Origin of the sequence: Hyphomicrobium sp. CS1GBMeth3 (assembly GCF_900117455.1) — a bacterium.
GTDB lineage: Bacteria > Pseudomonadota > Alphaproteobacteria > Rhizobiales > Hyphomicrobiaceae > Hyphomicrobium_C.
Window position 1 is genome coordinate 288,560 of sequence record NZ_FPHO01000002.1, and the last position, 25,440, is coordinate 313,999.

Annotated in this window: 28 protein-coding genes and 3 tRNA genes; 21 read left to right on the top strand and 10 right to left on the bottom strand. The window is 63.3% G+C overall.

Annotated features, from left to right (window positions below; all coding sequences use genetic code 11):
• Positions 1–28 precede the first annotated feature (28 nt).
• The 9 genes from CS1GBM3_RS01480 (at position 29) to CS1GBM3_RS01520 (ending at position 9,251) form a co-directional block, all read left to right on the top strand.
• A tRNA-Leu gene (locus CS1GBM3_RS01480) sits at positions 29–113 on the top strand.
• An 89-nt stretch (positions 114–202) separates the two neighbouring features.
• Positions 203–1,558: a trigger factor gene (tig, locus tag CS1GBM3_RS01485; protein ID WP_072390427.1), complete on the top strand. Its 1,356-nt coding sequence runs from the start codon at positions 203–205 to the stop codon at positions 1,556–1,558.
• A gap of 281 nt (positions 1,559–1,839) precedes the next feature.
• Positions 1,840–2,487: an ATP-dependent Clp protease proteolytic subunit gene (locus CS1GBM3_RS01490; protein WP_072390430.1), complete on the top strand. Its 648-nt coding sequence runs from the start codon at positions 1,840–1,842 to the stop codon at positions 2,485–2,487.
• Between the two features lie 423 nt (positions 2,488–2,910).
• Positions 2,911–4,164: an ATP-dependent Clp protease ATP-binding subunit ClpX gene (gene clpX, locus CS1GBM3_RS01495; RefSeq protein WP_072390432.1), complete on the top strand. Its 1,254-nt coding sequence runs from the start codon at positions 2,911–2,913 to the stop codon at positions 4,162–4,164.
• Positions 4,165–4,448: 284 nt separating this feature from the next.
• The gene (gene lon / locus CS1GBM3_RS01500) at positions 4,449–6,872 is read left to right on the top strand and encodes an endopeptidase La (RefSeq protein WP_072390435.1); all 2,424 of its coding nucleotides are present in this window, start codon (positions 4,449–4,451) and stop codon (positions 6,870–6,872) included.
• 282 nt (positions 6,873–7,154) lie between these two features.
• Positions 7,155–7,460: an HU family DNA-binding protein gene (locus CS1GBM3_RS01505; protein ID WP_280173004.1), complete on the top strand. Its 306-nt coding sequence runs from the start codon at positions 7,155–7,157 to the stop codon at positions 7,458–7,460.
• Between the two features lie 410 nt (positions 7,461–7,870).
• Positions 7,871–7,945 (top strand) — tRNA-Val (locus tag CS1GBM3_RS01510).
• A 135-nt stretch (positions 7,946–8,080) separates the two neighbouring features.
• Entirely contained in the window at positions 8,081–8,596 is a 516-nt protein-coding gene (locus CS1GBM3_RS01515) for a DUF1993 domain-containing protein (RefSeq protein WP_072390441.1), read from the top strand.
• A gap of 106 nt (positions 8,597–8,702) precedes the next feature.
• Positions 8,703–9,251 (top strand): AAA family ATPase, encoded by a 549-nt coding sequence (locus tag CS1GBM3_RS01520; RefSeq protein ID WP_210186201.1) that lies wholly within the window; start codon positions 8,703–8,705, stop codon positions 9,249–9,251.
• Here CS1GBM3_RS01520 and CS1GBM3_RS01525 read toward each other — a convergent pair.
• Both CS1GBM3_RS01525 and CS1GBM3_RS01530 read right to left on the bottom strand, forming a co-directional pair.
• Positions 9,248–10,705 carry an alkaline phosphatase family protein gene (locus CS1GBM3_RS01525; RefSeq protein ID WP_072390444.1) on the bottom strand — a complete coding sequence of 486 codons (1,458 nt, stop codon included), beginning with the start codon at positions 10,703–10,705 and terminating at the stop codon, positions 9,248–9,250. The genes CS1GBM3_RS01520 and CS1GBM3_RS01525 overlap by 4 nt on opposite strands.
• Positions 10,706–10,866: 161 nt before the next feature.
• The gene (locus CS1GBM3_RS01530; RefSeq protein ID WP_072390447.1) at positions 10,867–11,094 is read right to left on the bottom strand and encodes a hypothetical protein; all 228 of its coding nucleotides are present in this window, start codon (positions 11,092–11,094) and stop codon (positions 10,867–10,869) included.
• A gap of 286 nt (positions 11,095–11,380) precedes the next feature.
• On the opposite strand from CS1GBM3_RS01530, the gene CS1GBM3_RS01535 reads away from it, so the two are divergent.
• Positions 11,381–11,457: transfer RNA gene (locus CS1GBM3_RS01535), tRNA-Asp, on the top strand.
• 36 nt (positions 11,458–11,493) lie between these two features.
• On the opposite strand, the gene CS1GBM3_RS01540 is transcribed toward CS1GBM3_RS01535, so the two are convergent.
• Positions 11,494–12,054, bottom strand: coding sequence for a sugar transferase (locus CS1GBM3_RS01540; RefSeq protein ID WP_072390450.1), 561 nt, complete (start codon positions 12,052–12,054; stop codon positions 11,494–11,496).
• Positions 12,055–12,161: 107 nt separating this feature from the next.
• Here CS1GBM3_RS01540 and CS1GBM3_RS01545 point away from each other — a divergent pair, with 107 nt between their 5' ends.
• The 8 genes from CS1GBM3_RS01545 (at position 12,162) to CS1GBM3_RS01580 (ending at position 17,547) form a co-directional block, all read left to right on the top strand.
• The gene (locus tag CS1GBM3_RS01545; RefSeq protein ID WP_072390453.1) at positions 12,162–13,133 is read left to right on the top strand and encodes an NAD-dependent epimerase/dehydratase family protein; all 972 of its coding nucleotides are present in this window, start codon (positions 12,162–12,164) and stop codon (positions 13,131–13,133) included.
• A gap of 191 nt (positions 13,134–13,324) precedes the next feature.
• On the top strand, positions 13,325–13,693 hold the full coding sequence (locus CS1GBM3_RS01550) for an NADH-quinone oxidoreductase subunit A (RefSeq protein ID WP_072390456.1): 369 nt from the start codon (positions 13,325–13,327) through the stop codon (positions 13,691–13,693).
• Positions 13,684–14,262 (top strand): NuoB/complex I 20 kDa subunit family protein, encoded by a 579-nt coding sequence (locus CS1GBM3_RS01555; protein ID WP_072390459.1) that lies wholly within the window; start codon positions 13,684–13,686, stop codon positions 14,260–14,262. The genes CS1GBM3_RS01550 and CS1GBM3_RS01555 overlap by 10 nt, the downstream gene beginning before the upstream one ends.
• A gap of 62 nt (positions 14,263–14,324) precedes the next feature.
• Complete coding sequence (locus CS1GBM3_RS01560) at positions 14,325–14,921, top strand: NADH-quinone oxidoreductase subunit C (protein ID WP_072390461.1); 597 nt, start codon at positions 14,325–14,327, stop codon at positions 14,919–14,921.
• Positions 14,922–15,012: 91 nt separating this feature from the next.
• Entirely contained in the window at positions 15,013–15,459 is a 447-nt protein-coding gene (locus tag CS1GBM3_RS01565; protein ID WP_072390464.1) for a thioesterase family protein, read from the top strand.
• 12 nt (positions 15,460–15,471) lie between these two features.
• Complete coding sequence (locus CS1GBM3_RS01570) at positions 15,472–15,921, top strand: GFA family protein (RefSeq protein ID WP_072390467.1); 450 nt, start codon at positions 15,472–15,474, stop codon at positions 15,919–15,921.
• A complete protein-coding gene (locus CS1GBM3_RS01575) occupies positions 15,914–16,351 on the top strand; it encodes a GFA family protein (protein WP_139247727.1) in 438 nt (145 codons plus the stop codon). Before CS1GBM3_RS01570 ends, CS1GBM3_RS01575 begins: the two co-directional genes overlap by 8 nt.
• A gap of 5 nt (positions 16,352–16,356) precedes the next feature.
• Complete coding sequence (locus tag CS1GBM3_RS01580; RefSeq protein ID WP_072390470.1) at positions 16,357–17,547, top strand: NADH-quinone oxidoreductase subunit D; 1,191 nt, start codon at positions 16,357–16,359, stop codon at positions 17,545–17,547.
• Positions 17,548–17,713: 166 nt separating this feature from the next.
• Here the strand turns inward: CS1GBM3_RS01580 and CS1GBM3_RS01585 are convergent, their stop codons facing one another.
• Positions 17,714–18,469, bottom strand: coding sequence for a glycerophosphodiester phosphodiesterase family protein (locus tag CS1GBM3_RS01585; RefSeq protein ID WP_072390473.1), 756 nt, complete (start codon positions 18,467–18,469; stop codon positions 17,714–17,716).
• Between the two features lie 7 nt (positions 18,470–18,476).
• Positions 18,477–18,944, bottom strand: coding sequence for a RidA family protein (locus CS1GBM3_RS01590; protein ID WP_072390476.1), 468 nt, complete (start codon positions 18,942–18,944; stop codon positions 18,477–18,479).
• Between the two features lie 182 nt (positions 18,945–19,126).
• Between CS1GBM3_RS01590 and CS1GBM3_RS01595 the strand changes: the two genes are divergently transcribed.
• The gene (locus tag CS1GBM3_RS01595; protein WP_072390478.1) at positions 19,127–20,014 is read left to right on the top strand and encodes a cell envelope integrity EipB family protein; all 888 of its coding nucleotides are present in this window, start codon (positions 19,127–19,129) and stop codon (positions 20,012–20,014) included.
• 36 nt (positions 20,015–20,050) lie between these two features.
• Here CS1GBM3_RS01595 and CS1GBM3_RS01600 read toward each other — a convergent pair whose 3' ends face one another.
• Together CS1GBM3_RS01600 and CS1GBM3_RS01605 are read right to left on the bottom strand one after the other, a co-directional pair.
• Entirely contained in the window at positions 20,051–20,986 is a 936-nt protein-coding gene (locus tag CS1GBM3_RS01600) for an ROK family protein (protein ID WP_244534520.1), read from the bottom strand.
• Positions 20,987–20,997: 11 nt separating this feature from the next.
• Positions 20,998–21,300, bottom strand: a complete 303-nt coding sequence (locus CS1GBM3_RS01605) for a DUF3572 domain-containing protein (protein ID WP_072390481.1) — start codon at positions 21,298–21,300, stop codon at positions 20,998–21,000.
• 184 nt (positions 21,301–21,484) lie between these two features.
• Here CS1GBM3_RS01605 and CS1GBM3_RS01610 point away from each other — a divergent pair, with 184 nt between their 5' ends.
• Together CS1GBM3_RS01610 and CS1GBM3_RS01615 are read left to right on the top strand one after the other, a co-directional pair.
• Positions 21,485–21,895 (top strand): response regulator, encoded by a 411-nt coding sequence (locus CS1GBM3_RS01610; protein ID WP_072390484.1) that lies wholly within the window; start codon positions 21,485–21,487, stop codon positions 21,893–21,895.
• A gap of 50 nt (positions 21,896–21,945) precedes the next feature.
• Positions 21,946–23,316 carry a PleD family two-component system response regulator gene (locus CS1GBM3_RS01615; RefSeq protein WP_072390487.1) on the top strand — a complete coding sequence of 457 codons (1,371 nt, stop codon included), beginning with the start codon at positions 21,946–21,948 and terminating at the stop codon, positions 23,314–23,316.
• 637 nt (positions 23,317–23,953) lie between these two features.
• On the opposite strand, the gene rpmG is transcribed toward CS1GBM3_RS01615, so the two are convergent.
• Genes rpmG through CS1GBM3_RS01630 form a run of 3 tightly spaced genes read right to left on the bottom strand, consistent with a single transcriptional unit; the run spans position 23,954 to position 25,383 of the window.
• Positions 23,954–24,121 (bottom strand): 50S ribosomal protein L33, encoded by a 168-nt coding sequence (gene rpmG, locus CS1GBM3_RS01620; protein WP_072390490.1) that lies wholly within the window; start codon positions 24,119–24,121, stop codon positions 23,954–23,956.
• 18 nt (positions 24,122–24,139) lie between these two features.
• Complete coding sequence (locus CS1GBM3_RS01625; RefSeq protein WP_139247728.1) at positions 24,140–24,928, bottom strand: NUDIX hydrolase; 789 nt, start codon at positions 24,926–24,928, stop codon at positions 24,140–24,142.
• A gap of 14 nt (positions 24,929–24,942) precedes the next feature.
• Positions 24,943–25,383: a DUF983 domain-containing protein gene (locus CS1GBM3_RS01630; protein ID WP_072390496.1), complete on the bottom strand. Its 441-nt coding sequence runs from the start codon at positions 25,381–25,383 to the stop codon at positions 24,943–24,945.
• Positions 25,384–25,440: the final 57 nt, after the last annotated feature.

Here is a 25,440-nt window from a genome sequence, read left to right on the forward strand (position 1 = left end):
CCGGCGCCCCGCCCCATCCTTAGACTCTGCGGACGTGGCGAAATTGGTAGACGCATCGGCTTTAGGTGCCGACGCCGCAAGGCGTGGGGGTTCAAGTCCCTCCGTCCGCACCAGGGGTCGGCAATCTGAGAGGGCCGGGAAAATATTAAGCCTCGCAAGGGGTTGAGACGAGTTTTAGACGAGCGAGCGAAGGCAGCAGGACATGCAGGTTACGGAAACGAGTTCGGAAGGCCTCAAGCGCAAGCTCAAGGTCGTGGTCGGCGCGGACGAACTCGGCCAGCGCTTCTCGGCGCATCTCGACCGCATCAAGGATCAGGTGCAGCTCAAGGGCTTCCGCAAGGGCAAGGTGCCGATCTCGCACATCAAGAAGGTGTTCGGCCGCTCGGTGATGAGCGACGTTTTGCAGGAGACGATCCGCGAGACGAGCTCGAAAGCCATCTCGGACCGCAAGGAGCGCCCGGCCATGATGCCGGACATCGCGCTCACCGAGAACGCCGCCGAGATCGAGAACGTCGTCGCCGGCAACGCCGACCTCGCCTATGAGATGAGCTTCGAGGTGCTGCCCGAGGTGACGCTCACGGACTTCAAGTCACTGAAGCTCGAGCGGCTTGTGGCGGACGTCGACGACGAGCAGTTGAACAAGGCGCTCGACGAGCTTGCTGAGCGCAACCAGACGTTCACGCCCGAAGAGGGGCGGGCGGCTTCCGACGGCGACCGTGTGACCATCGACTTCAAGGGTACGATCGACGGCGAGGCTTTCGAGCGCGGCTCGGGTGAGAACCTGCAGCTCGTGATCGGCAACGCCGGCTTCATCCCGGGTTTCGAGGACGGCATCAAGGGCGCCAAGAAGGGCGAGAGCCGTGATGTCACGGCGACGTTCCCGGCCGAGTATCCGGTGGCCGAGCTCGCCGGCAAGGAGGCCGTGTTCGCGATCACGGTCAAGGAAGTCGAGAAGCCGGTCAAAGCCGAGATCAACGATGAGTTTGCTAAGTCACTCGGCGCCGAAGGTCTCGATAATCTCAGGGAGCTCGTGTCGGCGCAGATCAAGCGTGAGCAGGACGGCGCCTCGCGCATGAAGCTCAAGCGCGAGCTGCTCGATGCGCTCGAGCAGGCGCATTCGTTCGAGCTGCCGCCGTCGCTGGTCGAGCGCGAGTTCGACGCCATTTGGCGGCAGGTGACGGAAGGCCTGCAGCGCGAAGGCAAGACGTTCGCAGACGAGGGCAAGACGGAGGACGAGGCGAAGGCCGAGTACCGCGGCATTGCGGAGCGGCGCGTGCGGCTCGGCCTCGTGGTCGGCGAGATCGGCGACAAGAACAAGATCGAGGTGACCCAGGACGAGATGCGCCGCGCGCTCATGGAGCATGCGCGCCGCTTCCCCGGCCAGGAGAAGCAGGTCTACGAGTATTTCGAAAAGACACCGGGCGCGCTGCAGGAGCTGCGTGCGCCGATCTTTGAGGAAAAGGTCGTTGATTTCGTGCTCGAGCTTGCGAAGCCTGCAGAGAAAAAGGTTTCGCGGCAGGAGCTGCTCGACGCGCTCGAGAAGGTCACCGAGGCTTAAAGAAGTCGTGCTGCGGGGCCGCGGGGAAGCTTGAGCTTCGTCCTGCTGCCGCAAAAGCGCTGGCTTTTCCGAGTGGCGCGCGAGTGCGCTCTTGCAGGGGGCTTGAAGTCGCGCGCCGCTATGCTGATCTGAAGGCTCTGCCGCCAGGCGATTCGGCGGAGCGAGCCTTGGCTCTTGACCGAGCAGGGCCTAGAATTTTGTGACGTGCTTCTTGTCGGAATGCCGGTTCGCCTTTAGCGGGAGCAGGTTTTTCGGAAGCACCCTGAGGAGCAACGACCCATATGCGCGATCCCGTCGCCACTCTCACTGGTTCTTTCTGGCCCATGGTCGTCGAGCAGACGGCGCGCGGCGAGCGCGGCTACGATCTACCGTCGCGCCTGCTCAAGGAGCGCATCGTGTTCGTGACGGGGCCCGTCGAGGATCAAATGGCTGCGTCGATCTGCATGCAGCTTCTCTTCCTCGAGTCTGAAAACCCGAAAAAAGAGATCTCCATGTACATCAACTCGCCGGGTGGCGTGGTGACGTCCGGCATGGCGATCTACGACACGATGCAGTTCGTGAAGCCGCCGATTGCGACCCTTTGCATCGGGCAGGCCGCTTCCATGGGCTCGCTCTTGCTTTGCGCCGGGCACAAGGACATGCGCTACGCGCTGCCCAACGCCCGCATCATGGTGCACCAGCCTTCGGGAGGGTTCTCCGGCCAGGCCTCAGATATCGAGCGGCATGCTGAAGACATCATCAAGATGAAGCGGCGCTTGAACGAGGTTTACGTTAAGCATACCAGCCAGCCTTACGAAGTAATCGAGAAAACTCTTGATCGCGATTACTTTATGACTGCCGATCAGGCGAAGGATTTCGGCATTATCGACCGCGTTCTCACGCAGCGGGACGAGGTTGACCCGAAGCTCTTGGAGGCCAAGCCGGCCTGATCGGTCGGCTTACGGGGGCGGTGTGCCTCACAGTCGCACCCGCCCCAAGCCCATTTCGCCCTAGCACGGTCCTTGCGTAGGATTCGCGTAGATCCTTTATGCGGAATCCTACGTATCTTCCAAGCCGCATTGGGGCCACGCAAGCTTGCGAGCTTAAGTTTGGGCTTACCTTAACCCTGCCGGGTGCCCCCTGCGCCCGGCCTTCACCGTGTGGTAATCAGAGCGTGGACCAGCACGGTAACGGGGAGAGGCATTAATCGAATCTTGATCTCGGGAACTCTAGCGTGCTGAGATCGGTGCAACGGTTTTGTGTCCCCGCGGCGGGCTTGCCGCGTACGCTCTGCGAGGCCCTTCAGACAGGATGGCGGGCCTTGGTTTTCCGGGATTCTCCGGACGCTTCCTGACTGTGGGTAAGAGAACAGAATGGCTCAGGAAAAGAACACCCTCTACTGCTCCTTCTGCGGGAAGAGCCAACACGAGGTCAGGAAGCTGATCGCCGGTCCGACCGTGTTCATCTGCGATGAATGCGTCGAGCTGTGCATGGACATCATCCGCGAAGAGAACAAGAACACGCTCGTTAAGTCGCGTGACGGGGTTCCGACGCCGCAGGAGATCTGCACGGTTCTCGATTCCTACGTGATCGGCCAGTTCCACGCCAAGCGCGTGCTCTCGGTGGCCGTCCATAACCACTACAAGCGCCTCAACCACGCGGCGAAGAACAACGACGTCGAGCTCGCGAAGTCGAACATCCTGCTCGTCGGCCCCACGGGGTGCGGCAAGACGCTGCTCGCGCAAACGCTCGCGCGCATCCTCGACGTGCCGTTCACGATGGCCGATGCGACGACGCTCACCGAGGCCGGCTATGTCGGTGAGGATGTCGAGAACATCATCCTCAAGCTTTTGCAGAACGCCGACTACAACGTCGAGCGGGCGCAGCGCGGCATCGTCTACATCGACGAGATCGACAAGATCAGCCGCAAGTCCGACAACCCGTCGATCACGCGCGATGTATCGGGCGAGGGCGTGCAGCAGGCGCTCTTGAAGATTATGGAAGGCACGGTTGCTTCCGTTCCGCCGCAGGGCGGGCGCAAGCATCCGCAGCAGGAGTTCCTGCAGGTCGACACCTCGAACATCCTGTTCATCTGTGGTGGTGCATTCGCCGGTCTAGAGCGGATTATCTCGCGGCGCGGCAAGGGCACGTCGATCGGCTTCGGCGCGCGGGTCATGGGCCCTGACGAGCGGCGCACCGGCGAGGTGCTGCGCGAGGTGGAGCCCGAGGATCTCCTGAAGTTCGGCCTCATCCCCGAGTTCATCGGGCGTCTGCCGGTCATCGCGACGCTCGAGGACCTCGACGAGAGCGCGCTGGTGCAGATCCTGATGGAGCCGAAGAACGCGCTCGTCAAACAGTACCAGCGCCTGTTCGAGATGGAGGACGTGAAGCTCACGCTTACGCAGGACGCGCTGCGCGCCATCGCGCGCAAGGCGATCGAGCGCAAGACGGGTGCACGCGGTTTGCGCTCCATCATGGAAGGCATCCTGCTCGACACGATGTTCGATCTGCCGGCGCTCAAGGGCGTCGAGGAGGTCGTGATCGGGCCGGAGGTCGTGGAAGGCGGTGCGCGCCCGCTTCGGATCTACACCGAGCGGGCCGAGGAGAAGGGCTCGACGGCCTCCTGAGCAGGCTTCGGGCTTGTTTGTGGGTGCCGCAGATAATCGGGAGCATCCAGCGACAGCGAGAGGTATCGCGTCAGATGGACCTGGATTGATAAGGCCCAGGTCCATCCCCATCTTTCCTGAGCGGCGCTCCCTTGGATGATTGCGGCCCTCGGGCTTCCCAGCGAAAGATGCGGCGTGGGTTTCCCGGTTTTGGCCATAATGACGCGGCCGCCGGGGTCTAGATTGGCCTCTCGCACGGTGCACGATGTGCGTGCATGCGGAGCAGAGCTTAACGGGTGACGACGATGAGCGACGAGAAGCAGACAAAGGACAAGACGGGCGCGACGAAGGACCATTATCCGGTTCTTCCGCTGCGCGATATCGTCGTGTTCCCTTACATGATCGTGCCGCTGTTCGTCGGCCGAGAGAAATCGATCAACGCGCTCGAGGAAGTGATGCGCGCCGACAAGCACATCCTGCTTGCCGCGCAGAAGAACGCCGGCGACGATGATCCGGCGACGGACGCGATCTACCAGGTCGGCACGCTTGCCTCGGTGCTGCAGCTCCTGAAGCTGCCCGATGGGACCGTCAAGGTGCTCGTCGAGGGTACGGCGCGCGCGCGCGTGCTGCGCTACACCGACAACGCCAACTACTTCGAAGCGGAAGTGGAGCGCATCTCTGAGTCTCTCGGCACCAAGACCGAGATCGAAGCGCTGGCGCGCTCGGCCGTCTCGCAGTTCGAGAACTACGTCAAGCTGAACAAAAAGATCTCGCCAGAGGTGCTCGGCACCGTGGCGCAGATCGAGGACTACTCGAAGCTTGCCGATACGATCGCCTCGCATCTCGCGGTCAAGATCTCCGACAAGCAGGACGTGCTCGAGACCACGGTCGTCTCCGACCGCCTCGAGAAGGTCTATACGCTCATGGAGAGCGAGATCTCGGTGCTGCAGGTCGAGCGTAAGATCCGTTCGCGCGTCAAGCGCCAGATGGAGAAGACGCAGCGCGAGTACTATCTGAATGAGCAGATGAAGGCCATTCAGAAGGAGCTCGGCGACACCGAAGAGCGCGACGACATCGCAGAGTTCGAGGAGAAGATCGACAACACCAAGCTGTCGAAGGAGGCCAAGGACAAGGCGACTGCGGAGCTCAAGAAGCTCAAGCAGATGAGCCCGATGTCGGCCGAGGCGACGGTGGTGCGCAACTACCTCGACTGGCTGCTCTCGATCCCGTGGGGCATCAAGGGCAAGGTCAAGAAGGACATCGAAGAAGCGCAGCAGGTTCTCGACGCCGAGCACTACGGCCTCGAGAAGGTGAAGGAGCGCATCCTCGAGTATCTCGCGGTGCAGGCGCGCACCAACAAGCTCAAGGGGCCGATCCTGTGCCTCGTCGGCCCGCCCGGCGTGGGCAAGACCTCGCTCGGGAAGTCGATCGCCAATGCCACGGGCCGCGAGTTCGTGCGCATGAGTCTCGGCGGTGTGCGTGACGAGGCGGAGATCCGCGGACACCGGCGCACCTACATTGGCTCGATGCCCGGCAAGGTCATCCAGTCGATGAAGAAGGCGAAGCGGGTCAATCCGCTGTTCCTGCTCGACGAGATCGACAAGATGGGTCAGGACTTCCGTGGCGATCCTGCGGCGGCTCTGCTCGAGGTGCTCGATCCGGAGCAGAATGCCTCGTTCAACGATCACTATCTCGAGGTCGATTACGATCTCTCGAACGTGATGTTCGTCACCACGGCGAACACGCTCAATATTCCGCCCGCGCTTCTGGACCGTATGGAGATCATCCGGCTCGCGGGTTACACGGAAGACGAGAAGGTCGAGATCGCCAAGCGCCATCTTCTCACCGAGCAACGCCAGGCGCATGGTCTGGAAGACGGCGAGTGGGTGGTCGAGGACGGCGCGTTGCTCGAGCTTATCCGCCGCTATACGCGTGAAGCCGGCGTGCGCTCGCTCGAGCGCGAGATCGCCAAGCTGGCACGTAAGGCGGTGAAGGAGCTGCTGACGTCGGAGACGAAGATGGTCACGGTTACGGCCGCGAACGTCTCGGATTATCTCGGCGTCCCGAAGTATCGCTTCGGCGAGGCGGAGCTCGAGGACCAGGTCGGCATCGTGACGGGCTTGGCTTGGACCGAGGTCGGCGGCGAGCTGCTCACGATCGAAGGCGTCATGATGCCCGGCAGGGGTAAGATGACGGTCACGGGCAATCTGCGCGACGTGATGAAGGAAAGCATCCAGGCTGCGAACGCCTACGTGCGCTCGCGCTCGGTTGAGTTCGGCATCCCGCCGTCGCTGTTCGAGAAGAAGGACATCCACGTGCACGTGCCGGAAGGCGCGACGCCGAAGGATGGCCCCTCAGCGGGCGTTGCGATGGCGACCGCGATCATCTCGGTTCTGACCGGCATTCCCGTGCGCAAGGACGTGGCAATGACGGGCGAGATCACGCTGCGCGGGCGCGTGCTGCCGATCGGTGGTCTCAAAGAGAAACTGCTGGCGGCACTGCGCGGCGGCATCAAAACCGTTCTGATCCCGGAGGACAACGTCAAAGATCTGGCGGAAATCCCCGACGAGGTGAAGAAGAAGCTCGAGCTGGTGCCTGTGGCGCGCATGGAGGACGTCGTGAAGACGGCGCTCGTGCGCGTGCCGGAGGCCATTCAGTGGGAGGAGCCTCAGGACACGGCGGCGGTGCCGGGCGACAAGGATGGCAGCTCGCGCGTGACGGCGCACTAGGCGCCTGAAGCTTACTCATCGAGGCGAAGAAGCAGGCGGGCGGCAATCGAGGTTAATTCTCGGTTGCCGCCCGTTCTCGTTCGTTAATCCGTTGTCTCCGTTATGCTCATTCTGGAAGGTGTTCAGAGCCGCCAGATCCCCCGTATTTTAAGGCTTAAAGGGTCGTTTTGCCCCTTGACGGAGCCCGTCTTTAGGGGCTTTTGTCGCCCACTATCGCCGAGCGATATGGTCTGCGACGTGCGGATCGATCGGCACGCGCCAGGGCCAACTCCCCCCACTCTGGTGCACAGTCATTCCAGTCACGAGGACGGAAACATGAGCAAGAAAGATCTGATCGACGCCGTTGCGAGAGAAACCGACCTGACGAAGGAGAAAGCGGGCGTTGCCGTCGATGCAGCGCTGGCGCATATCCGTAACTCGCTCAAGAACGGCGAGGAGGTTCGCATCCCGGATTTCGGCACGTTCAAGGTTGCCAAGCGCAAGGCGCGTGAGGGGCGTAACCCCGCGACCGGCGCGACCATCAATATTCCGGCTTCGCGCGTGCCGAAGTTCAGCCCGTCGAAGGGCCTCAAGGACGCCCTGAACTAAGCGCTACGCTGCGTTCGACGTTCGAGATCATGAAGCGCCGGGGAGTTTCCACGGCGCTTTTTTTGTTTCGGACGCAAGCTGCACGAGGCTTTTTTGCCGAAGGGCCGTAGCGGCGCGTGGATGGCCGGCGCACTTGTGCCGGGCGCCTTTGGCGCCTGAGCGCTCTCGCGCTTTTTGTTCTGACACAAGTTGCGAGAAGCTTCGCCTAAGACGCGTGGTGCTCTGTGGAGGGGCGCGGCACTTGCCGCGGGGGCGCACAATCGCGCCCCCAGCCGAAGCTGCGGATGCAGCTTCGGCTGGGGAGCAAGGTGCAATGCAGGAGAAGGGGTGTGTGCGTGCAGGTGGCGGAGAGCGGGGGATCTTCGAGGACGCTTGCGGGCGCGATGAAGGGGCGCTAGGAGTGGCGCGTCGGGCGGTTAGCTCAGTGGTAGAGCGCTTCGTTTACACCGAAGATGTCGGGAGTTCGACCCTCTCACCGCCCACCAGTTTTTCACTGACACGAGCTGAACCAGGCTTCGCTCAATTCTCGTATTGCTCTTTTGATGGCCGGCGCACCTGCGCCGGGTCGCCTTGCTCCCCGACGCTTTGCGTCGAAGCGGAGCCTCAGATAGGGAGCACCAATGTCCATTACAATGCACGAGATAGCGGTACCGAGCTTCACGAAACATCTCGAGGCACTCGATGCCATTCTCGACAAGGCGATCGCTTTCTGCGAAGCGCGCAAGATCGAGCCGGAAGCGCTGCTTACGGCGCGGCTTTATCCCGACATGTACACGTTCAAGAAGCAGGTGCAGTCGGCCTGCGATTTCGCGAAGCTCAGCGTCGGGCGCCTAGCGGGCCTGACGCCGCCGGTGCATGACGACAGCGAGGCGACGTTCGCCGATCTCAAGACGCGCATCGCCGAAACGCTGGCGGTGCTGCGAGAGGCGAAACCGGAGGCGATGGAGGCCGCTGCCGATCGCGATTTCACAATCAAAGCCGGTCCGCGCGAGCTACACTTCAAGGGCCGAGAATATCTGCTGCATTTCGCGCTGCCGAACTTTTATTTCCATTGCGCGACGGCATACGGGATCCTGCGGCACAACGGGCTCGAGATCGGCAAACGCGATTTTATGCGTCGCATGCCTTCGGCATGACATGTGTCGCATCTCCGGCGCCATACGAGACGCGTGTCTTCAACGTAACGTGTTCGGCATCTGAGGCACGATATCGGTGGACGCGGGCACGTCGCGGGTGAGATCTGTGCTGGGCGAGAGCGATCGTTTCTATGTGGTGACCGGAGGGCCGGGAAGCGGCAAGAGCACGCTGCTTGCCGAGCTTTCGGCTGACGGGCTTGTCACCATGCCCGAGGCTGGCCGGGCGATCATTCAAGATCAGGTCGGGATCGGCGGAGACGGGCTGCCGTGGGTGGATCGCGAGCTCTTTGCGGAGCTCATGCTGGCCGCGGACATTCGCTCTCATCGCGAGGCTGAGTCTTTACCGGGTGTCGTGCTGTTCGATCGCGGTGTCCCGGATGTCGTCGGCTATCTCCGGCTCTGCGGGCTTGAGGTGCCGGAACATGTCGAGAGGGCCGCGTGCACCTTCCGATATGCGCGACGGGTCTTCATCGCTCCGCCGTGGCCTGAGATATTCGTTGGCGATGCCGAGCGGAAGCAAACGGTGGAAGAGGCGGACACAACCTATCGCGCGATGGTCGAGGTCTATACCGCGCTCGGCTACCATCTCTTGGAGTTGCCGCGTGCTCCGGTTGCGGATCGCGTGCGGTTCGTCCGGGGCCACATCGACGCCTAGGGCGCGGCCTTGATCGCGTCGATGGTCTTGGTCTCTCCCACGTAGACAACGGAGCGGCTGCGCTCCTCATCCGCCGGGGTCAGCGTGTCATTTCCGTTCAGGCATTCGATCACGTGCTTGGCCAGGAGTGCGGTGCTCGCGCCCTCGAAGAAGCGGTGGCGGCAGAAGTCGGCCGGGTAGATTCCAAGCATGACGCCATGGCGGTCGGCGATGTAGTCGTCGGTGGTGAACACGGCGTTGGGTTTCGCCGAAGCCATCCCGCGCGTCAGCACGGCGCCGTGATCGCCGAAGGTCACGATAACGGCATCGGGGTCATGCTTTTTGATGGCGCCGACGATCTGGCGGTAGTTGTCGGCGATGTCCGGCATCCACGCGCGCGTCTGCTCGCGGAAGCCCGCCACCTGCGCAGGATTGTCGTAGCGGTGGTTCTTCTGCGTGTGCTTCGGCAAGGCGACGTGGCTGATGGTGAGCCAAGGTTTCGTATCGGCGGCGGCGATGCGGATGCGCTCGACGAGGTGCGGGACCTGCTGGCGGACGCTGACGATGCCCTCGACGCCGAACAGTCGGCGGTCGATCCGATTGCGCATGCGCTGTCCGCAGAGGACATAGAAAAAGTTCGGCGGCAGGTCGGCGCAAATCTGAAAGCGCGTTCTCGGATACTTGTGGTCGACGAGGTCCGGGTTCAGCGCGAAGTGGTTGCTGACGTAGATGAACTGGATGGCGTAACCGGAATTGCGGAAGCTTCGGAACGTCGAGTTGTCGAATCTGAAGACCTGGACTCTTTCTCGCGGCGTGATGAGCGGTTTCGAGAACTCGAGGATGCGCTCATACGAGGAGCGCGTGAAGATATCGACCGAGTAGGCGTTGTCGAAAACGCGGAAGCCTTCGGCCTTCAGATATTCGAGGTGCGGCGGGTTCTCGATGCCGTAGAGCCGACGGTACGCCGCGGGTGAATGCAGCGATTCAACCGAGATCAGATAGACGTTTCGGTCGCTCTTGATCGGAATGGATGCCGGAAGGTTCGCATTCTCCGGCTCCCTATCCGACAGGCTCGCGCGGCCGTAGGCATACTGGCTGAGCGAGAGCGTTGTGAACACGAGCGTGAATAGGAACACCTTGGATTGCGGGAGCCGGGTGCGAAGCAAGGCTCCCGCCGCGAGCCCGACGGCGATTGCGAGTGTCACCTGAACCGCCGTCGATGCCTCGAACGTCAGCAGCGCGAAATGATAGGCGTTGGAGGCCACGAGCACCGCGATCAGGGCGTCGAGCAGCCAGCCGCTCGTGAAGCGGCTCGCCACCCAGAGCCCTGCGCATTGGATGGCGAGAATAATCGCGAACGCGCCGGCCAGCACGGCCAGCTCAGCGAGGCTGATCTCCTGGGGTGAATCGCCGATCGGCCATGTTGCGGCGGCCAAGCTGAACCCGACGAGGATCAGAAGCCTATTGCCCAACATGGGTTGCCTTGCGCCTCTCCTTGCAGCTGCGGAGCGGTCGCGAAAACCGTCGCGCAGCACTACACGTTCTGGCTGCGCGGTGCAGCCAGTGCCGGAAGATGGTCATTGCCCAAAGGACGGCAGCGGCTTGGGGCAGGGACCCGTCCGCTGCTGCCGTGGGTTTATCTCGGAGCGTTTTCGTCGGCTTCGCTGGCGCTCGGCCCCTTACCGAAGAACGACAGGATCTTAGTCTTCAGACCGGCCCAGGCGGCGGCCACCGTGACGAACGCGGCGACGGCTCCCTGGAAGACCAGGCTGCCGAGGCCCGGGTCGATGTAGGCGAACGCGGGCTGCGGGATTAGTGTCGCCAGTATGACAAATACGGCGGTCTCTGCGGCGCGGATGTGCATTTTGGCTGGCCCCCTTTTCCCCCTTGGAAAAAGTGTCACAGAGTTGTCATACTGACGGGGGTGGTCGGGTGCAACGGCAAGCAGCGCACTTTGCCCTTATCTTTCGCGCCGCCTCGCAAACTGGTCGAAAAGCGGTGCGCGGATGACACAGGTCGGCGCCTGGCGACGACCTGTAAAATTGCCGTGTCGTTCGGTTTCGCGGTCGCTTGACTTGGGGGCCGTGACCACGTATCTCGACGCTTCGCTTTTGCGTCGCCCGGCGCTGCCAGTGCCCGGGACGCGGATTGCGGGAGTAGCTCAGTTGGTTAGAGCGCCGCCCTGTCACGGCGGAGGCCGCGGGTTCAAGTCCCGTCTCTCGCGCCATTTTTCCCAGATATAGAATGTGGTTGCCGGCCTTGATCAGGCCTGTGACGGCTGTTTGCGGCCGGCCGTGTCGAAGACGGTGCGGAACAGGATCTCGAGGTCCAGGAGGAATGACTGCCGGCGCAGGTAGTCGGCGTCCTTCTCGGCAAGGCGCACGGGGTCGGACATGTCGATGCCGGCTGCCTGGGCGAGCCCGGAAATGCCGGGGCGTAGCGCGAGCACACCCCGTTTCTGCCGCTCTGCGATGAGCTCCTCCTGGGTGAGAAGGCACGGGCGCGGGCCGACGAGGCTCATGTCGCCCTTAAGGACGTTCCAGAGCTGGGGCAGCTCGTCGAGCTTGCTTCGGCGCAGGAAGGCGCCGATAGGGGTGACCAGCGACGGCGCCGCAACGTGGGTCGGCACTTGCGGTGCGCCCTTGAGCATCGTCCTAAGCTTGTAGCACTGGAACGGCCGGCCATCCCTGCCGACGCGGGTCTGGGACAGGATGCCGGGGCCTTCAGAGCCACGCCGGATCAGGATGGCCAGAATCACGATGACGGGCCATGCGATCATGAGGCCGAGCACGGCCGCTGTAACGTCGAAGGCCCTCTTCACCATTCCTCGTAGCTCTCTCAAAGGGCGGCGCGAGGGAGCGGGAGCTTCCCCGGCGCGGCGGGTTGTGTAACGTTCGGCCGTCTCGCGCAAGGTACACCGCGGCTCGCTGCATGAAACGCATCTGTATCACCGGAGCCCGCGGGTTCATCGGCCAGCATCTCGTGCAACGGTTGATGCAGGCAGGCTATCCGCTGACGCTCGCGGTCAGACGTGTCGCGGGCTCCGCATCATCGTCCGAGGGCCGGATCGTCGAGGTCGGCGATATCGGCGAGGGCACGGATTGGCGACGGGCGCTCGAGGACTGCGGCGTGGTGGTTCATCTCGCGGGGCAGACGCCGGCGCCAGGTGTGTCCGCGGATCTTTTCCGGCGCGTCAACGAGGCGGGGACGGCACGGCTTGCCGCGCAGTGCGCTGGGGCGGGCGTCGAGACGCTGATTTTTCTTTCCAGCATTTTCGCGGTGGTCGACCATACCTTCGCAGGCGTCGTGGACGATGCAGTGGAGCCGCGATCCACCACGCCCTATGGGCGTTCGAAGCTGGCAGCAGAGGCTCACATTCGTGCTTTCACGGGCGAGGGGAGGACGGGCGTCTCTTTGCGTCCCCCGCTTGTCTACGGCGCGCAGGCCAAGGGCAATTGGCACAGCCTGCAGCGACTTGCCGCGTCGGGGCTGCCGCTTCCTTTCGGCTCCGTCCGGAACCGGCGCTCGCTGATTTCGGTTGAGAATTTGTGTGATGCCATCGTGCATATCGTCGGTCAGTCCGGCGACGTCACAAAAGCCGGGGCTTTCGCTGTGGCTGACGCGGAGGCCGTCAGCCTTGCCGATATGCTGCGCCTTCTGAGGGCCGGAATGAAGCTCTCGCCGCGTCTATTACCCGTACCGCCCGCCATGCTCACTGCGGGATTAGGTTTGCTCGGTCGGACGGTGATGGGGCAGAGCCTCGTCGGCGATCTGGCTGTCGATTCCTCGCGGTTCCGGGAAACCTACGGCTGGACGCCGCCCGAGCGTGCCGAGGACGCGATTCAGCGGTCGGGCCGCGCGTTTGCTGCTCAAGGAAAACACGGCGTGCGTACTGGTGGCTGAGTGATCGCGAGCCCGACGGCGGTAGTCGGGATTGGCCGTCGGTATATGTTGCGCCACGGAGCCTCGATGGGTTAACACCAGAGCATAATATTGCGCCGCGATAGGCCCTTGCGTGCGCTCTGTTCTGGTGGCGGCCTCCGCTTCTCGCGGCACTCCGAATGCCGCTGGAACGGGTTCGAAGGACACAGGTCATGAACGAGCAATTGCTCACGGACTACCTGCCGCTCGCCGTATTCCTCGGCGTGGCGCTGGCCATCGGCGCGGCGCTGCTGATCGCGCCGTTCCTGGTCGCTTATCGCAACCCGGATCCGGAAAAGGTCTCCGCCTACGAGTGCGGCTTCAACGCCTTCGACGACGCGCGCATGAAGTTCGACGTGCGCTTCTACCTCGTCTCGATCCTGTTCATCATTTTCGATCTCGAGATCGCGTTCCTGTTTCCGTGGGCCGTGGCCTTCGGTGACATGGCCGCCTTCGGCTTCTGGTCGATGATGGTGTTCCTCGGCGTGCTCACGGTGGGCTTCATCTACGAGTGGAAAAAGGGAGCCCTGGAATGGGATTGATCGTTCCGCCCGAGTTCGCTTTCGACAAGGCCAGGGAAGGCGCTGGCGCTTCCGGTGGCGCGCTCGTGAAACCTGGCGATCCTTTTTTCACGCAGATCTCGAACGAGCTCGGCGACAAGGGCTTCATCGTCACGACGACCGATGACCTCATCAACTGGGCGCGCACGGGCTCGCTGATGTGGATGACGTTCGGTCTCGCCTGCTGCGCCGTCGAGATGATGCAGGCCTCGATGCCGCGCTACGATCTCGAGCGGTTCGGCTTCGCACCGCGTGCTTCGCCGCGCCAGTCCGACGTCATGATCGTCGCCGGCACGCTCACCAACAAGATGGCGCCGGCGCTGCGCAAGGTTTACGACCAGATGCCGGAGCCGCGCTATGTCATCTCGATGGGAAGCTGCGCCAACGGCGGCGGCTATTACCACTATTCGTATGCGGTGGTGCGCGGCTGCGACCGCATCGTGCCGGTCGACGTCTACGTGCCGGGTTGCCCGCCGACGGCGGAGGCGCTGGTCTACGGCGTGCTGCTCTTGCAGCGTAAGATCCGCCGCACGGGAACGATCGAAAGATAGGCTCGACGGAGCACGGCTTCGTCTCGTCATGGCCGGCCGTTGCCGGCGGCTGGGAAACGGACATGCTTAGCGAACTTGATACGCATATCGCTTCGAAGCTCGGGGATGCCGTTCTTGACCGGCAAATCGCGGTCGGCGAGCTGACGCTCACGGTGGACGCGCAGAGGATCGTCGAGGTGCTGACGTTTCTCCGCGACGACCCCGGCTGCCGCTTCGAGGTGCTGATCGATATCTGCGGCGTTGATTGGCCGGCGCGCGAGCAGCGGTTCGATGTCGTGTATCACCTCTTGTCGCCGCGGCTCAATCAGCGCGTGCGCGTGAAGCTTGAGACGGACGAAGAGACGTCGGTGCCGAGTGTCATCGATGTGTTTCCGGTCGCCAACTGGTACGAGCGCGAGGCGTTCGACATGTACGGGATTCTGTTTTCGGGGCACCCGGATCTGAGGCGTCTGCTCACCGACTACGGGTTCCAGGGCTATCCGTTGCGCAAGGACTTCCCGCTCACTGGCTATGTCGAGGTCCGCTACGATGACGAAGCCAAGCGCGTCGTCTACGAGCCCGTGAAGCTCGTTCAGGAATTCCGCTCGTTCGATTTCGAGAGCCCCTGGGAAGGACCTAACTACGTTTTGCCGGGCGATGAGAAGGCGGGGCCGTCATGAGCCTCGACGACGAGCGGCTCAAGCAGATCCGCGAAAACGCGGTCTCCATCGCGACGGGCAAGCTTCACGAGCAGGCGAGGGGCGAGGTGCCATGAAGGATACGCTCAAGGTCGGGGATCGCGCGCGCCTGGAGTTCAAGGTGCCGGCGGAGAAGACCGTGCCGCACCTCTATCCCGAATCTGATGATTTCCGCGCCATGCCAGATGTGTTCGCGACCGGGTTCATGGTCGGGCTCATGGAATGGTGCTGCATGAAGGTGCTCGAGTCGCATCTCGAGCCCGGCGAAGGCTCGCTCGGCATTCACATCAACGTCTCGCATAGCGGGGCCACGGTGCCGGGGCAGGTGGTAACGGTCGAAGCCGAGTGCACGGCCATCGCCGGCCGGCGCGTCGCGTTCAAGGTCACGGCACATGACGGCGTCGAGACGATCGGCGCCGGGAGTCATGAGCGCATGGTGGTGCCGTGGCAGCGTTTTGTCTCACGCGTCAATGACAAGGCCGCTGTGGCCGGCGTCGCGCCGATCGCGAGCTGCGGCTAGGGAGCCCGAGCGATGGCCACAGCGGGCAATGCGATCAGTGGACGGTGCCTTTGCGGGGCGGTGACGTTCTCTGCGGACGTGGCAAAGCGCGAGGTCGATATCTGCCACTGCAACATGTGCCGGCGCTGGGCAGCGGGGCCGTACATCGGCTTGCCGCACGACGGTGAGGTTGCATTCAAGGGCGCAGAGAATATCGGCGTCTACAAGTCATCTGAGTGGGCGGAGCGTGGCTTCTGCAAGGTGTGCGGCAGCTCGCTCTTCTATCATCTGCTCGGCACCGATCATTACTCGTTCTCGGCCGGCGTGCTCGACGACCAGTCGGGTCTCGTGCTCACGGCGGAGATCTTCATCGACGAGAAGCCCGACTACTATGCGTTCTCGAGCGACGTGCCGAAGCGTACGGGGGCGGAGGCGTTCGCGGCGTTCGAGGCCAATGCGGCGAGTGAGGTGCGCGGTGACTGAAGCGCGCGACATCACCGGACACTGCCTTTGTGGAGCCGTCAGCTACGCGACGAAGACCACGACGCACGAGGTGCACGCGTGCCATTGCGGCATGTGCCGGCGGTGGACGGGCGGTCCGCTCATGTACTTCGACTGCGAGGGCATGCCGAGCATCACGGGGCAGGAGTTCATCGGCGTCTACCGCTCCTCGGATGTCGGCGAGCGCGGGTTCTGCACACGCTGCGGCACGGTGTTGTTCTGGAAGGTGGCAGGCGAGGAGCGCTACACGTTCACCGCAGGCTCGGTCGACGACGTGAGCGGGTTCACCTTCACGCGGCAGATCTTCATCGAGGACAAGCCGCCGTACTATGATTTCGCCAACGAGACCGAAAAGGTCAGGGGTTCGGTGGCGATGGCCTCTTATACGGGCGATGCCCAGAAGACCGAGTGATAGCCATGGCTGAGACCGAGATTCGTCCGTTCAACATCAACTTCGGTCCGCAGCATCCGGCCGCGCACGGCGTGCTGCGGCTCGTGCTCGAGCTCGACGGCGAGGTGGTCGAGCGCGTCGATCCGCACATCGGGCTCCTGCATCGCGGTACCGAGAAGCTGATCGAAGCCAAAACGTATCTGCAGGCCATCGGCTATTTCGACCGCCTCGACTACGTGGCGCCGATGAACCAGGAGCATGCGTTCTGCCTCGCGGCCGAGCGGCTCTTGGGCCTCGAGGTGCCGCGGCGCGCGCAGCTCATTCGCGTGCTTTATTCCGAGATCGGGCGGCACCTGTCGCATCTGCTCAACGTCACCACGCAGGCGATGGACGTCGGCGCGCTGACGCCGCCTCTGTGGGGCTTCGAGGAGCGTGAGAAGCTCATGGTGTTCTACGAGCGCGCCTCCGGCAGCCGCATGCACGCAAAATATTTCCGTATCGGCGGCGTGCATCAGGACCTGCCGGCGCAGCTCATCGAGGACATCTATGCCTGGTGCGATCCGTTCCTGAAGGTGCTCGACGACATCGACAACCTGCTGACGGAGAACCGCATCTTCAAGCAGCGCAACGTCGATATCGGCGTCGTCGCCCTCGAGGATGCGTTCGCGTGGGGTTTCTCGGGCGTCATGATGCGCGGGTCGGGCGCGGCGTGGGACCTTCGCAAGTCGCAGCCTTACGAGTGCTATGCGGAGCTCGATTTCGACATTCCGATCGGCAAGAACGGCGACTGCTACGATCGCTATCTGATCCGCATGCTCGAGATGCGCGAGAGCGTGAAGATCATGAAGCAGGCTTGTGAGAAACTGATGAGCGCGGACGGGTCGGGTCCGGTCTCGGCGCGCAATCCGCGCGTGGTGCCGCCGAAGCGGGGCGAGATGAAGCGCTCCATGGAAGCGCTGATCAATCACTTCAAGCTCTACACGGAAGGCTTCCATGTGCCGCCGGGCGAGGTGTACGCCGCCGTCGAAGCACCCAAGGGCGAGTTCGGCGTCTATCTCGTGGCGGACGGCTCGAACAAGCCATATCGGTGCAAGATCCGTGCGCCCGGCTTCCCGCATCTCGCGGCGATGGACTTCCTCAACAAAGGCCACATGCTGGCCGACGTCAGCGCCATCCTCGGATCGCTCGACATCGTGTTCGGTGAGATCGACCGCTGATATCGCTCACGCGCCTGTTCGTGCACCTCGGGAGGTGCGCTGGCGCTCCGCGGGGGCGCGGCTTGCCGCGGTCGCCCTTGGCTCCGTAGCCTTCGGCTGCGTTAAGCGTGTGGACTAGATTGTGATCGAGTTCAGCCGTGTGGCTCAGCTCACGCATAAACCTCAGCTAAGGTTCGTAGCCTTCGAAGATGGGGGCGTCGGCGTAGCGGGCGGCGCGGCGGCGGTCGGCTTCGGTTCGGACGGTCCAGGTGAGAAGCGGCAGGCCGTAGCGTTCGCGCGCGATGCGCGGAGCCAGTTTCGCTAAAGCACCGACCTCGTAGGCGATGAAATCCGGGTCCGCTGCGCCCATCCCGAGCAGGTTGGCAAGTCGCCAGCTCCGCCAGCGGCCGAGTTGCGGCCACCACAGCATGCCGTCCGCATCACGGTATCGGCCCGAGACGATGCCGCGCGGTACGCCGGGGGCGAGTTCCTTGATCACTTCCATCACAGCCGGGTCGAACGACATCAGTGCGATGGGGCCGCTGTGGGCGCTCGCGAGACGTGCGATCTCGCCGAGAAACGCACGGTCGGGCGGCGACCAGTTACTCTTGATCTCGACGACGAGCGGTACGCGCGCTCCGCATAGGGCCAGGAATTCGGTCATCGTCAGGATGCCGATGGTGTCGGTGTCGCGGTAGCGGATCCGCTTGAGGTCGTCAGCGCCCAGGTGCGAAACGGGACCTGTCTTGTGCGTCAGTCGGTCGAGGGTGTCGTCGTGGAGTACGATTGGCCGGCCGCCGCCAGCCGCGACCACGTCGCACTCGATGGCGTAGCCCTTGGCGATGGCGGCCTTGAAGGCGGGCGCCGTGTTCTCGATCACGCCTTTTGCTGCGTTGTGCAGCCCGCGGTGGGCGATGGGGCGCAGGAAGACGCGATCGAGCATCTGTGCCTTATCCCGTGATGGCGATGATGGCGTCGACCTCGACAGCCGAGTTCAGCGGCAGGCTCGAGACGCCGACGGCGGCTCGCGTGTGGCGTCCCTTGTCGCCGAGTACCTCGACGAAGAGATCGGATGCGCCGTTGACGACCTTCGGATGGTCGGTGAACGCCGGGGTGGCGTTGACGAAGCCGGTGAGGCGAACGACCTGCGCAATGCGGTCGAGGCTGCCGAGCGCGGCCTTGGCTTGGGCGAGGATGTTCAGGGCGCAGAGGCGGGCGGCGGCCTGTCCGATCTCAACCTCGACATCCTGACCCAGGGCTCCGGTCACGATCTTGCCGTTGGCGCCCTTGGAAATCTGTCCCGAGATGAACAGGAGGTTGCCGGCGATGGCGTGGGGGACGTAGTTGGCCACCGGGTTGGGCGCCTCGGGGAGTGTAATGCCAAGCTCGGCCAGGCGGGCCTCGATGGTGCCGGTCATTCGGGTCGTCTCCATGGGGGTTATCGGGCCGTTGCCGCTTGACGCGAGGCACGTGGCCGCAGAATGGTCGGTGTTCCTTGATAGCCGCTCGATCTGACTTTGCAACGGACCGGACGTACCTTAGATTCCGGCCAGAGATCAGGCTGCTTCTTTCGGGCAGCCTTTGTAACAGGATGAGAAGAATGCGGAAGCGGGGTTACGGACTGGTCATTGCGGCGTCTGCCTTGGCGGCGCCCTTCGCGCTTGCGCTTCCGTGGCTGCATGCTGGCGCGCACGCGACGCCCGCGCTCAAGGAGGTGGTGTTCGCTCCGCATCGGGCGGTCTACGATCTATCGCTCGACCGGGCGCAGTCCGGCTCGGGCGTAACGGGTGTCACCGGACGCATCGTCTATGAGCTCACCGGCAATGCGTGCGAAGGCTATGCGCAGAGCATGCGCTTCGTGACACAGACCGTGAATCAGGACGGCGACGTACAGACGACGGACCTCAGGACGTCGAGCTGGGAAGAGGTGCCGGCGCGGCGGCTGCGTTTCAGCACGAGTACCTACCAGAACGAGCTGCCGGGCGAACAGACGCAGGGCGTCGCCAACCGCGCACAGGGAAACGGGCCGGCGACTGTTGAGCTGGCGCGCCCGGAGAAGCGGGAGATCAAGATTCCCGGCAACATCTATTTCCCGATTCAGCATTCGATGGCGATCATCCAGGCGGCGCGCGCCGGGCGCACCATTCTGGCGGCGGATCTCTTCGATGGGTCGGAGACCGGAGACAAGGTCTACGCGACTTCGACGGCCATCGGCCGCGAGACCAAGCCCGGGAGCGGCGCCGTGGTCTCGCTCGCCAAGGGTGTTGCGGATCTCGATCGCGTACTCTCGTGGCCGATCTCGGTCAGCTATTTTCCCGCCGGGCAGCAGCAGGGCGATGCGATCCCGCTCTATGAGATGTCGTATCGTTTCCACGACAACGGCGTCACGAGCAGTCTGCGCATCAATCACGGCGACTTCGCCATCGCCGGCGAGCTCAAGGAGCTGACCTACTTCGAAGCCTCGCCCTGCAAGAGCACGGCGCCGTAGGAGTAGCCACGGGCTCTCATTTCGGTCGCTTTTGCGTCAGTCGTTCCACAGCCAGGCGGCGCCGCGCACGCCGCTGGCGTCGCCCCATTTCGGCGGCCGGATGACGATGTTTTTGATGTCGGAAAAGACGTAGGGCGCCGCGAGCCGCGGGAGCTCCTCGTAGAGATGCGGTAGCTTCGAGAGGCCGCCGCCGAGCACGATCACCTCGGGGTCGATGATGTTGATGACGTGGGCGATCCCGCGCGCAAGGCGCGAGGCGTGGCGCTCGAGGCTGGTTTTCGCCGCCGGCTCGCCCAACGCGGCGCGGGCAACGATCTCATGACCTGAGACGAGTTCGCCTGTCCGTCGCTGGTAGTCGCCGGACAAGCCGGTGCCAGAGGCCCACATCTCCATGCAGCCCAGGCGTCCACACCAGCACCGGGGACCGGGATGCTCGTCCGGCTCCGACCAAGGCAGAGGGTTGTGACCCCATTCGCCGCCTATGCCACGGGCGCCGTGCAGTACGTGTCCGTCGATGACGATGCCGCCGCCGCAGCCCGTGCCGACGATGATGCCGAATACGCTTTTGGCGCCGGCGCCGGCGCCATCGGTTGCCTCCGACAGGGCGAAGCAATTGGCGTCGTTGGCCATTCGCACCGAGCGTCCGAGCGCGGACTCGAGGTCCTCGCGCAGCGTACGACCGTTGAGCCATGTCGAATTGGCGTTACGGACGTGGCCGGTCAGCGGCGAGAGGGAGCCCGGCATGCCGATGCCGACGCTTGCTGCTTCGCCGATGTCGGATTCGAGATCGCGGATGATGTCGACGAGCGCGGCAACGGTGTCCTCGTAGAAGCCCTGAGGTGCCAGAATGCGCCGCCGCGTGGCTTCCTCTCCGCTGGATGTCAGGATGCGGCCTTCGATCTTCGTGCCGCCGAGATCGATGCCCATGCGCATGCGCTGGGCCGTGCCACTGGTGCCCGGCACCTTGTTCATTCCCTGCTCCGTTACGTCTGGGTCTCGATACCGAGGCTGCGTGCGAGTGCGTGGCGCGTGGGCTCGACAGCTTCAGGCGCGATGCCTTTCGAGGCTGTGAACACGAGCAAGAGGGACTCGTCACCGAGCAGGTAATCCAGCACAGCGAGAAGGGTTTCCGGTGCTCCCGCGACAGCCCGCAGCTGATCGGGCTCGATCCCCGTCAAGGCCAGAAAGCGGCCGAGGCGAGCGCCGTCCTCGGCGAGGAAAGCGAGGCCCGCGAGGGCCATCGTCTCGGCCTCCTCGGCGGTCGGTGCGGAGCGTCGATTCAGCATCGGTGGGCGTCCTCCATTTTTATTGTTATATCTGATACTTATCCCCTACTTTGCTCCTTGATGCGCATGTTTCAACAGTTGCTTAAGCTAAGCTGTGCACACTCCCTCCATATGGCCCTCAGAATCGGTGCAGTTAAAGGCGGGGTGGCAACAACCTTCGACGATGACCTATCAGGAGACCAGAATGGCCGTCGAGGGCCAGAAGCAGGGTAACGCGGCCCAGACGCCAAAGACCGTGCTGATCGTGGAAGACAACGAGCTCAATATGAAGCTCTTCCATGATCTCTTGGACGCCTACGGCTACCTCACCGTGCAGACGCGGAACGGTCTCGATGCTTTGACGCTCGCGCGCGTGCATCGCCCGGACCTCATTCTCATGGACATCCAGCTTCCGGAGGTCTCCGGTCTCGAGGTGACCCGCTGGCTCAAGGAGGACGACGAGCTGAGGGACATCCCGGTTGTCGCCGTGACGGCGTTTGCGATGAAGGGCGATGAGGAGCGCATTCGCTCGGGCGGATGCGAGGCGTATGTGTCGAAGCCAATCTCCGTTTCCGTATTTCTCGACACGGTCAGACGTTTTGTCGGGGATGCCTGAGCCACACGGCCGTACTGTGGATTTGGTGTCGCGTGCGTTGAGAGTTTATCATGACTGCTCGAGTTCTGGTCGTCGACGATATTCTGGCCAATATCAAGCTCCTGCAGGCACGCCTCGAGGCTGAGTACTTCGAGGTCATTTCAGCATCCAACGGCCTCGATGCCCTTGAGATCTGCCAGCGCGAGCGGGTCGACGTCGTGCTGCTCGACGTCATGATGCCCGGCATCGATGGCTTCGAGGTCTGCCGCCGGCTCAAGGCCTCGCCGTTGACGCTGCACATCCCGGTGGTGATGGTCACCGCGCTCGATCAAGCGTCGGACAAGATCCAGGGCCTCGACTGCGGGGCGGACGATTTTCTCACCAAGCCGGTCGATGACATCGCGCTCGTGACGCGCGTGAAGAGCCTTGCACGGCTCAAGATGCTCAACGACGAAATGCTGATGCGCGTCGTCACGAGCCGCCAGATGGGGCTCGCGGACAACGACACGCTGGCGCGTATTCTCGCCGACAAGCCGGCGCGTGTGCTTGTCGTCGACGATCATCCGCGCTCGTCGTCGCGTGTCATGTCGGCGCTCGCGAAGCATCACGAAGCCTATATCGAGTCCGATCCGCAAGCGGCGCTTCTGCATGTGGCTGAAAATCCGTTCGATCTTCTGGTGGTGGCGCTTACGCTCGAGCACTCGGACGGGCTTCGGTTCTGCTCGCAGGTCCGCTCGCTCGACCGCACGCGGCATGTGCCGATCCTGCTCATGGTCGATCCGGGAGACGAGGCCCGTCTCATTCGCGGGCTCGACATGGGCGTCAACGATTACCTGATGCGTCCGGTGGATCGGCACGAGCTTCTGGCGCGCGTCAGAACCCAGGTGCGCCGCAAGCGGTTCTCGGACCATTTGCGCAACCAGATCCGCGAAAGCGTGGAGCTATCCGTCACCGATCCGCTGACGGGACTGTATAACCGGCGCTACATGGAGCGCCATCTCAAGACGCTGATTGCGGACGCCGAGCGTACCGGGCGGTCGCTTTCGATCCTGATCGCGGATATCGACCACTTCAAGCGCGTCAACGATACCTACGGCCATGACGTTGGTGATCTGGTGCTCAAGGAGTTTTCGGACCGCTTCCGGCGCTATACACGCGGCGTGGACCTGGCGTGCCGGCTCGGCGGGGAGGAATTCCTGATCATCATGCCCGACACCGACAAAGTCGTTGCCAGGCAGGTGGCCGAGAGGGTGCGTGAGTGTGTCGCAGTCCACCCCTTCAGCATCGGTCCGGGCGAGGAAACCTGGGTTACGGCAAGCGTCGGTCTTGCAACCTGGGAGGGAGAAGGGGACACCTCGGAGGCTCTTTTCAAGCGGGCGGACAGCGCCCTTTACGTTGCCAAGCGGCAGGGGCGGAACCAAGTTGTCGCAGACGCGGCCTGATCAACGCCTTGGGCGCGTTTCGAAAAAGTTATATTGTCAGTCGACTGATCTAATGCCGATTCTTCCCGCAGCGCATGCCGCGCTCGGCCCGCTTCGCGATGGTCAGGCAACTTTCGGCCGGTCCGCGGCGGCATTAACGATAGAATCGATCGGGTGACGTGTTCGCCACGCAATGGTCAAGCTCTAAACTTGCAATCGCCGATCTGTTCTGTCAGACTTTTCTCGCTGGAGGGGATTTCATAACCGTATTCAATTCGCCCGGAGATCGCTCGGCTGTTCGTCGCCCTCTTGTGCCGACGTTTCCGGTCAGTCCGGTTCCCGCGGCCCATCGGGTCCGCCGCATCTCCTGATGGAGCGGGAAATCGTAGTGCGGGCCGCGACGAACCCGTTCCTGCTCCGCTACGACACCAGGTGGTCCGTCAACGCCCTCTTTGACGCCATCTGGTCACTAGGCCAGGGTCCGTGGCTAACTCGGAATGCTTACCCCGCTGCCGAGCCGGTTACGGACCCTGGTTGAGGGCCCATCCCTGAAAATACAGCGATTTCGTTGGTGCTACGGGTGGTCTCGTCGTCCGCGAAGGCCCGCTGTCTGCGCTCAATGCGTCCAACCGCCCTTAAAAAATCCGGGCGGCGGAAACTACTTAATCTTGGCTTCCTTAAACTCGACGTGCTTGCGCACGACGGGGTCGTAACGACGGAAAACGAGCTTCTCGGTCTGCGTGCGCGGGTTCTTCTTCGTCACGTAGAAAAAGCCGGTGTCTGCCGTCGAAAGCAGCTTGATCTTCTGGGTAATCTGCTTGGCCATTGGTCTTGGGACCTTGAATTAGGTACGTCTTGAATTTGGATTGGGCACCATACTGTTCGCGCCTTCGCTGTCAAGACGGACAATGGTGCGGGGGAGAAGTGCGCGTTCAAAACGGCCCCGACGGTGGAAGTAGAACGGGGCCGCGTCGGCGGGGCGAACCAGGAACGCGGCGATATCCTCCAGGATGTACTGCGTGATCGACGGCAGCTTCAGCGTGCGCGCGGCATCGATGGTAAACCAGTCGATATCCAGCAACTCGCCATCGATGCTGGATGCGCGGTGTGCGACCTCGCGTGCGTCCACGACGAAGAAGCGCGTGTCGTAGCGCCGCGGTCTGCCGGGTGGCGTGATGGCGCGAGCGAGGAACGTCAAGCCGCTGAGGTGCGGCTCGAACCCTTCGGCATGGAAGGCGCTCCAGCCGCCTGCGTTGGCCGGCTTGCTATCGTTCTGTGGGCGCCCGACGATGAAGCCTGTCTCTTCGAACGTCTCGCGAATGGCGGCCAATGCAAGTGCGGCGGCGCGCGTCGCAGAGGGGCGGCCGCGCATAGCGGCTTTGACGCATTCGGCTTCTGTCTCAGGGAGCGCGTGGCGGCGCGCGAGTACGCGATCCGTTGCTTCGACGCGGCCGCCTGGAAACACGAACGTGTTCGGCAGGAACACCTGCTCGGGGCGACGGCGGCCCATGAGGATGCGCGGGGCGGGCGACGAGCGGTCGACGATGATCAAGGTCGCGGCGTCGCGCGGGCGCAGCACGGCGCGAGGCGCGCTCGCACCTGTCCCGGCTTCCGCTTTGTGCGTCTGCGACATCGCGATTTCCAACGTCACTGGGCGCTGGGATCGGGAACGGGTGTCTCATCGGGCTTGCCGCTGAACCCGTGCATGCGCAGCGCCCATTGCATTCCGACGAGCGAGCCTTTGATCAGCGGCAGCAGAACGAGGCTCAGGATGACCGTCAGCGGCAGCCAGAGCGTGAGGTGCACCCAGCTCGGCGGCGCCACTGCCTTCTCGAGCATCAGCACGCCGGCAACCACGACGTGGCCGACGATGACCATCGTGAAGTAGGGCGGCGCGTCGTCCGCACGCTGATGATGAAGCTCCTCACCGCAAACGGGACATACGTCGCTGACCTTGAGGTATTGGCGAAACAGCGCGCCCTGGCCGCAGGCCGGGCACTTCTGACGCCAGCCGCGGAGCATGGACGTCTTGACGTCACGCTTCGGCGGCATCTCGGCGGAGCCCGGTTCTACCTGGTACTCGATCATGCAAACTCCTGTCCTGCTCTGCCCTACATAAGGCCAGCGAGCGCGGGGTCAAAGCGA

Bases quoted from the DNA above. Each gene is read 5' to 3' on its own strand.
- CS1GBM3_RS01580 (WP_072390470.1), top strand. From the start codon at position 16,357: ATGGCTGAGACCGAGATTCGTCCGTTCAACATCAACTTCGGTCCGCAG.
- CS1GBM3_RS01530 (WP_072390447.1), bottom strand. From the start codon at position 11,094: ATGCACATCCGCGCCGCAGAGACCGCCGTATTTGTCATACTGGCGACA.
- CS1GBM3_RS01525 (WP_072390444.1), bottom strand. From the start codon at position 10,705: ATGTTGGGCAATAGGCTTCTGATCCTCGTCGGGTTCAGCTTGGCCGCC.
- rpmG (WP_072390490.1), bottom strand. From the start codon at position 24,121: ATGGCCAAGCAGATTACCCAGAAGATCAAGCTGCTTTCGACGGCAGAC.
- CS1GBM3_RS01550 (WP_072390456.1), top strand. From the start codon at position 13,325: ATGAACGAGCAATTGCTCACGGACTACCTGCCGCTCGCCGTATTCCTC.
- CS1GBM3_RS01630 (WP_072390496.1), bottom strand. From the start codon at position 25,383: ATGATCGAGTACCAGGTAGAACCGGGCTCCGCCGAGATGCCGCCGAAG.
- clpX (WP_072390432.1), top strand. From the start codon at position 2,911: ATGGCTCAGGAAAAGAACACCCTCTACTGCTCCTTCTGCGGGAAGAGC.
- CS1GBM3_RS01600 (WP_244534520.1), bottom strand. From the start codon at position 20,986: ATGAACAAGGTGCCGGGCACCAGTGGCACGGCCCAGCGCATGCGCATG.
- CS1GBM3_RS01540 (WP_072390450.1), bottom strand. From the start codon at position 12,054: ATGGTGAAGAGGGCCTTCGACGTTACAGCGGCCGTGCTCGGCCTCATG.
- lon (WP_072390435.1), top strand. From the start codon at position 4,449: ATGAGCGACGAGAAGCAGACAAAGGACAAGACGGGCGCGACGAAGGAC.
- CS1GBM3_RS01625 (WP_139247728.1), bottom strand. From the start codon at position 24,928: ATGTCGCAGACGCACAAAGCGGAAGCCGGGACAGGTGCGAGCGCGCCT.
- CS1GBM3_RS01570 (WP_072390467.1), top strand. From the start codon at position 15,472: ATGGCCACAGCGGGCAATGCGATCAGTGGACGGTGCCTTTGCGGGGCG.
- CS1GBM3_RS01560 (WP_072390461.1), top strand. From the start codon at position 14,325: ATGCTTAGCGAACTTGATACGCATATCGCTTCGAAGCTCGGGGATGCC.
- tig (WP_072390427.1), top strand. From the start codon at position 203: ATGCAGGTTACGGAAACGAGTTCGGAAGGCCTCAAGCGCAAGCTCAAG.
- CS1GBM3_RS01615 (WP_072390487.1), top strand. From the start codon at position 21,946: ATGACTGCTCGAGTTCTGGTCGTCGACGATATTCTGGCCAATATCAAG.
- CS1GBM3_RS01490 (WP_072390430.1), top strand. From the start codon at position 1,840: ATGCGCGATCCCGTCGCCACTCTCACTGGTTCTTTCTGGCCCATGGTC.
- CS1GBM3_RS01595 (WP_072390478.1), top strand. From the start codon at position 19,127: ATGCGGAAGCGGGGTTACGGACTGGTCATTGCGGCGTCTGCCTTGGCG.
- CS1GBM3_RS01585 (WP_072390473.1), bottom strand. From the start codon at position 18,469: ATGCTCGATCGCGTCTTCCTGCGCCCCATCGCCCACCGCGGGCTGCAC.
- CS1GBM3_RS01545 (WP_072390453.1), top strand. From the start codon at position 12,162: ATGAAACGCATCTGTATCACCGGAGCCCGCGGGTTCATCGGCCAGCAT.
- CS1GBM3_RS01555 (WP_072390459.1), top strand. From the start codon at position 13,684: ATGGGATTGATCGTTCCGCCCGAGTTCGCTTTCGACAAGGCCAGGGAA.
- CS1GBM3_RS01565 (WP_072390464.1), top strand. From the start codon at position 15,013: ATGAAGGATACGCTCAAGGTCGGGGATCGCGCGCGCCTGGAGTTCAAG.
- CS1GBM3_RS01515 (WP_072390441.1), top strand. From the start codon at position 8,081: ATGTCCATTACAATGCACGAGATAGCGGTACCGAGCTTCACGAAACAT.
- CS1GBM3_RS01605 (WP_072390481.1), bottom strand. From the start codon at position 21,300: ATGCTGAATCGACGCTCCGCACCGACCGCCGAGGAGGCCGAGACGATG.
- CS1GBM3_RS01590 (WP_072390476.1), bottom strand. From the start codon at position 18,944: ATGACCGGCACCATCGAGGCCCGCCTGGCCGAGCTTGGCATTACACTC.
- CS1GBM3_RS01610 (WP_072390484.1), top strand. From the start codon at position 21,485: ATGGCCGTCGAGGGCCAGAAGCAGGGTAACGCGGCCCAGACGCCAAAG.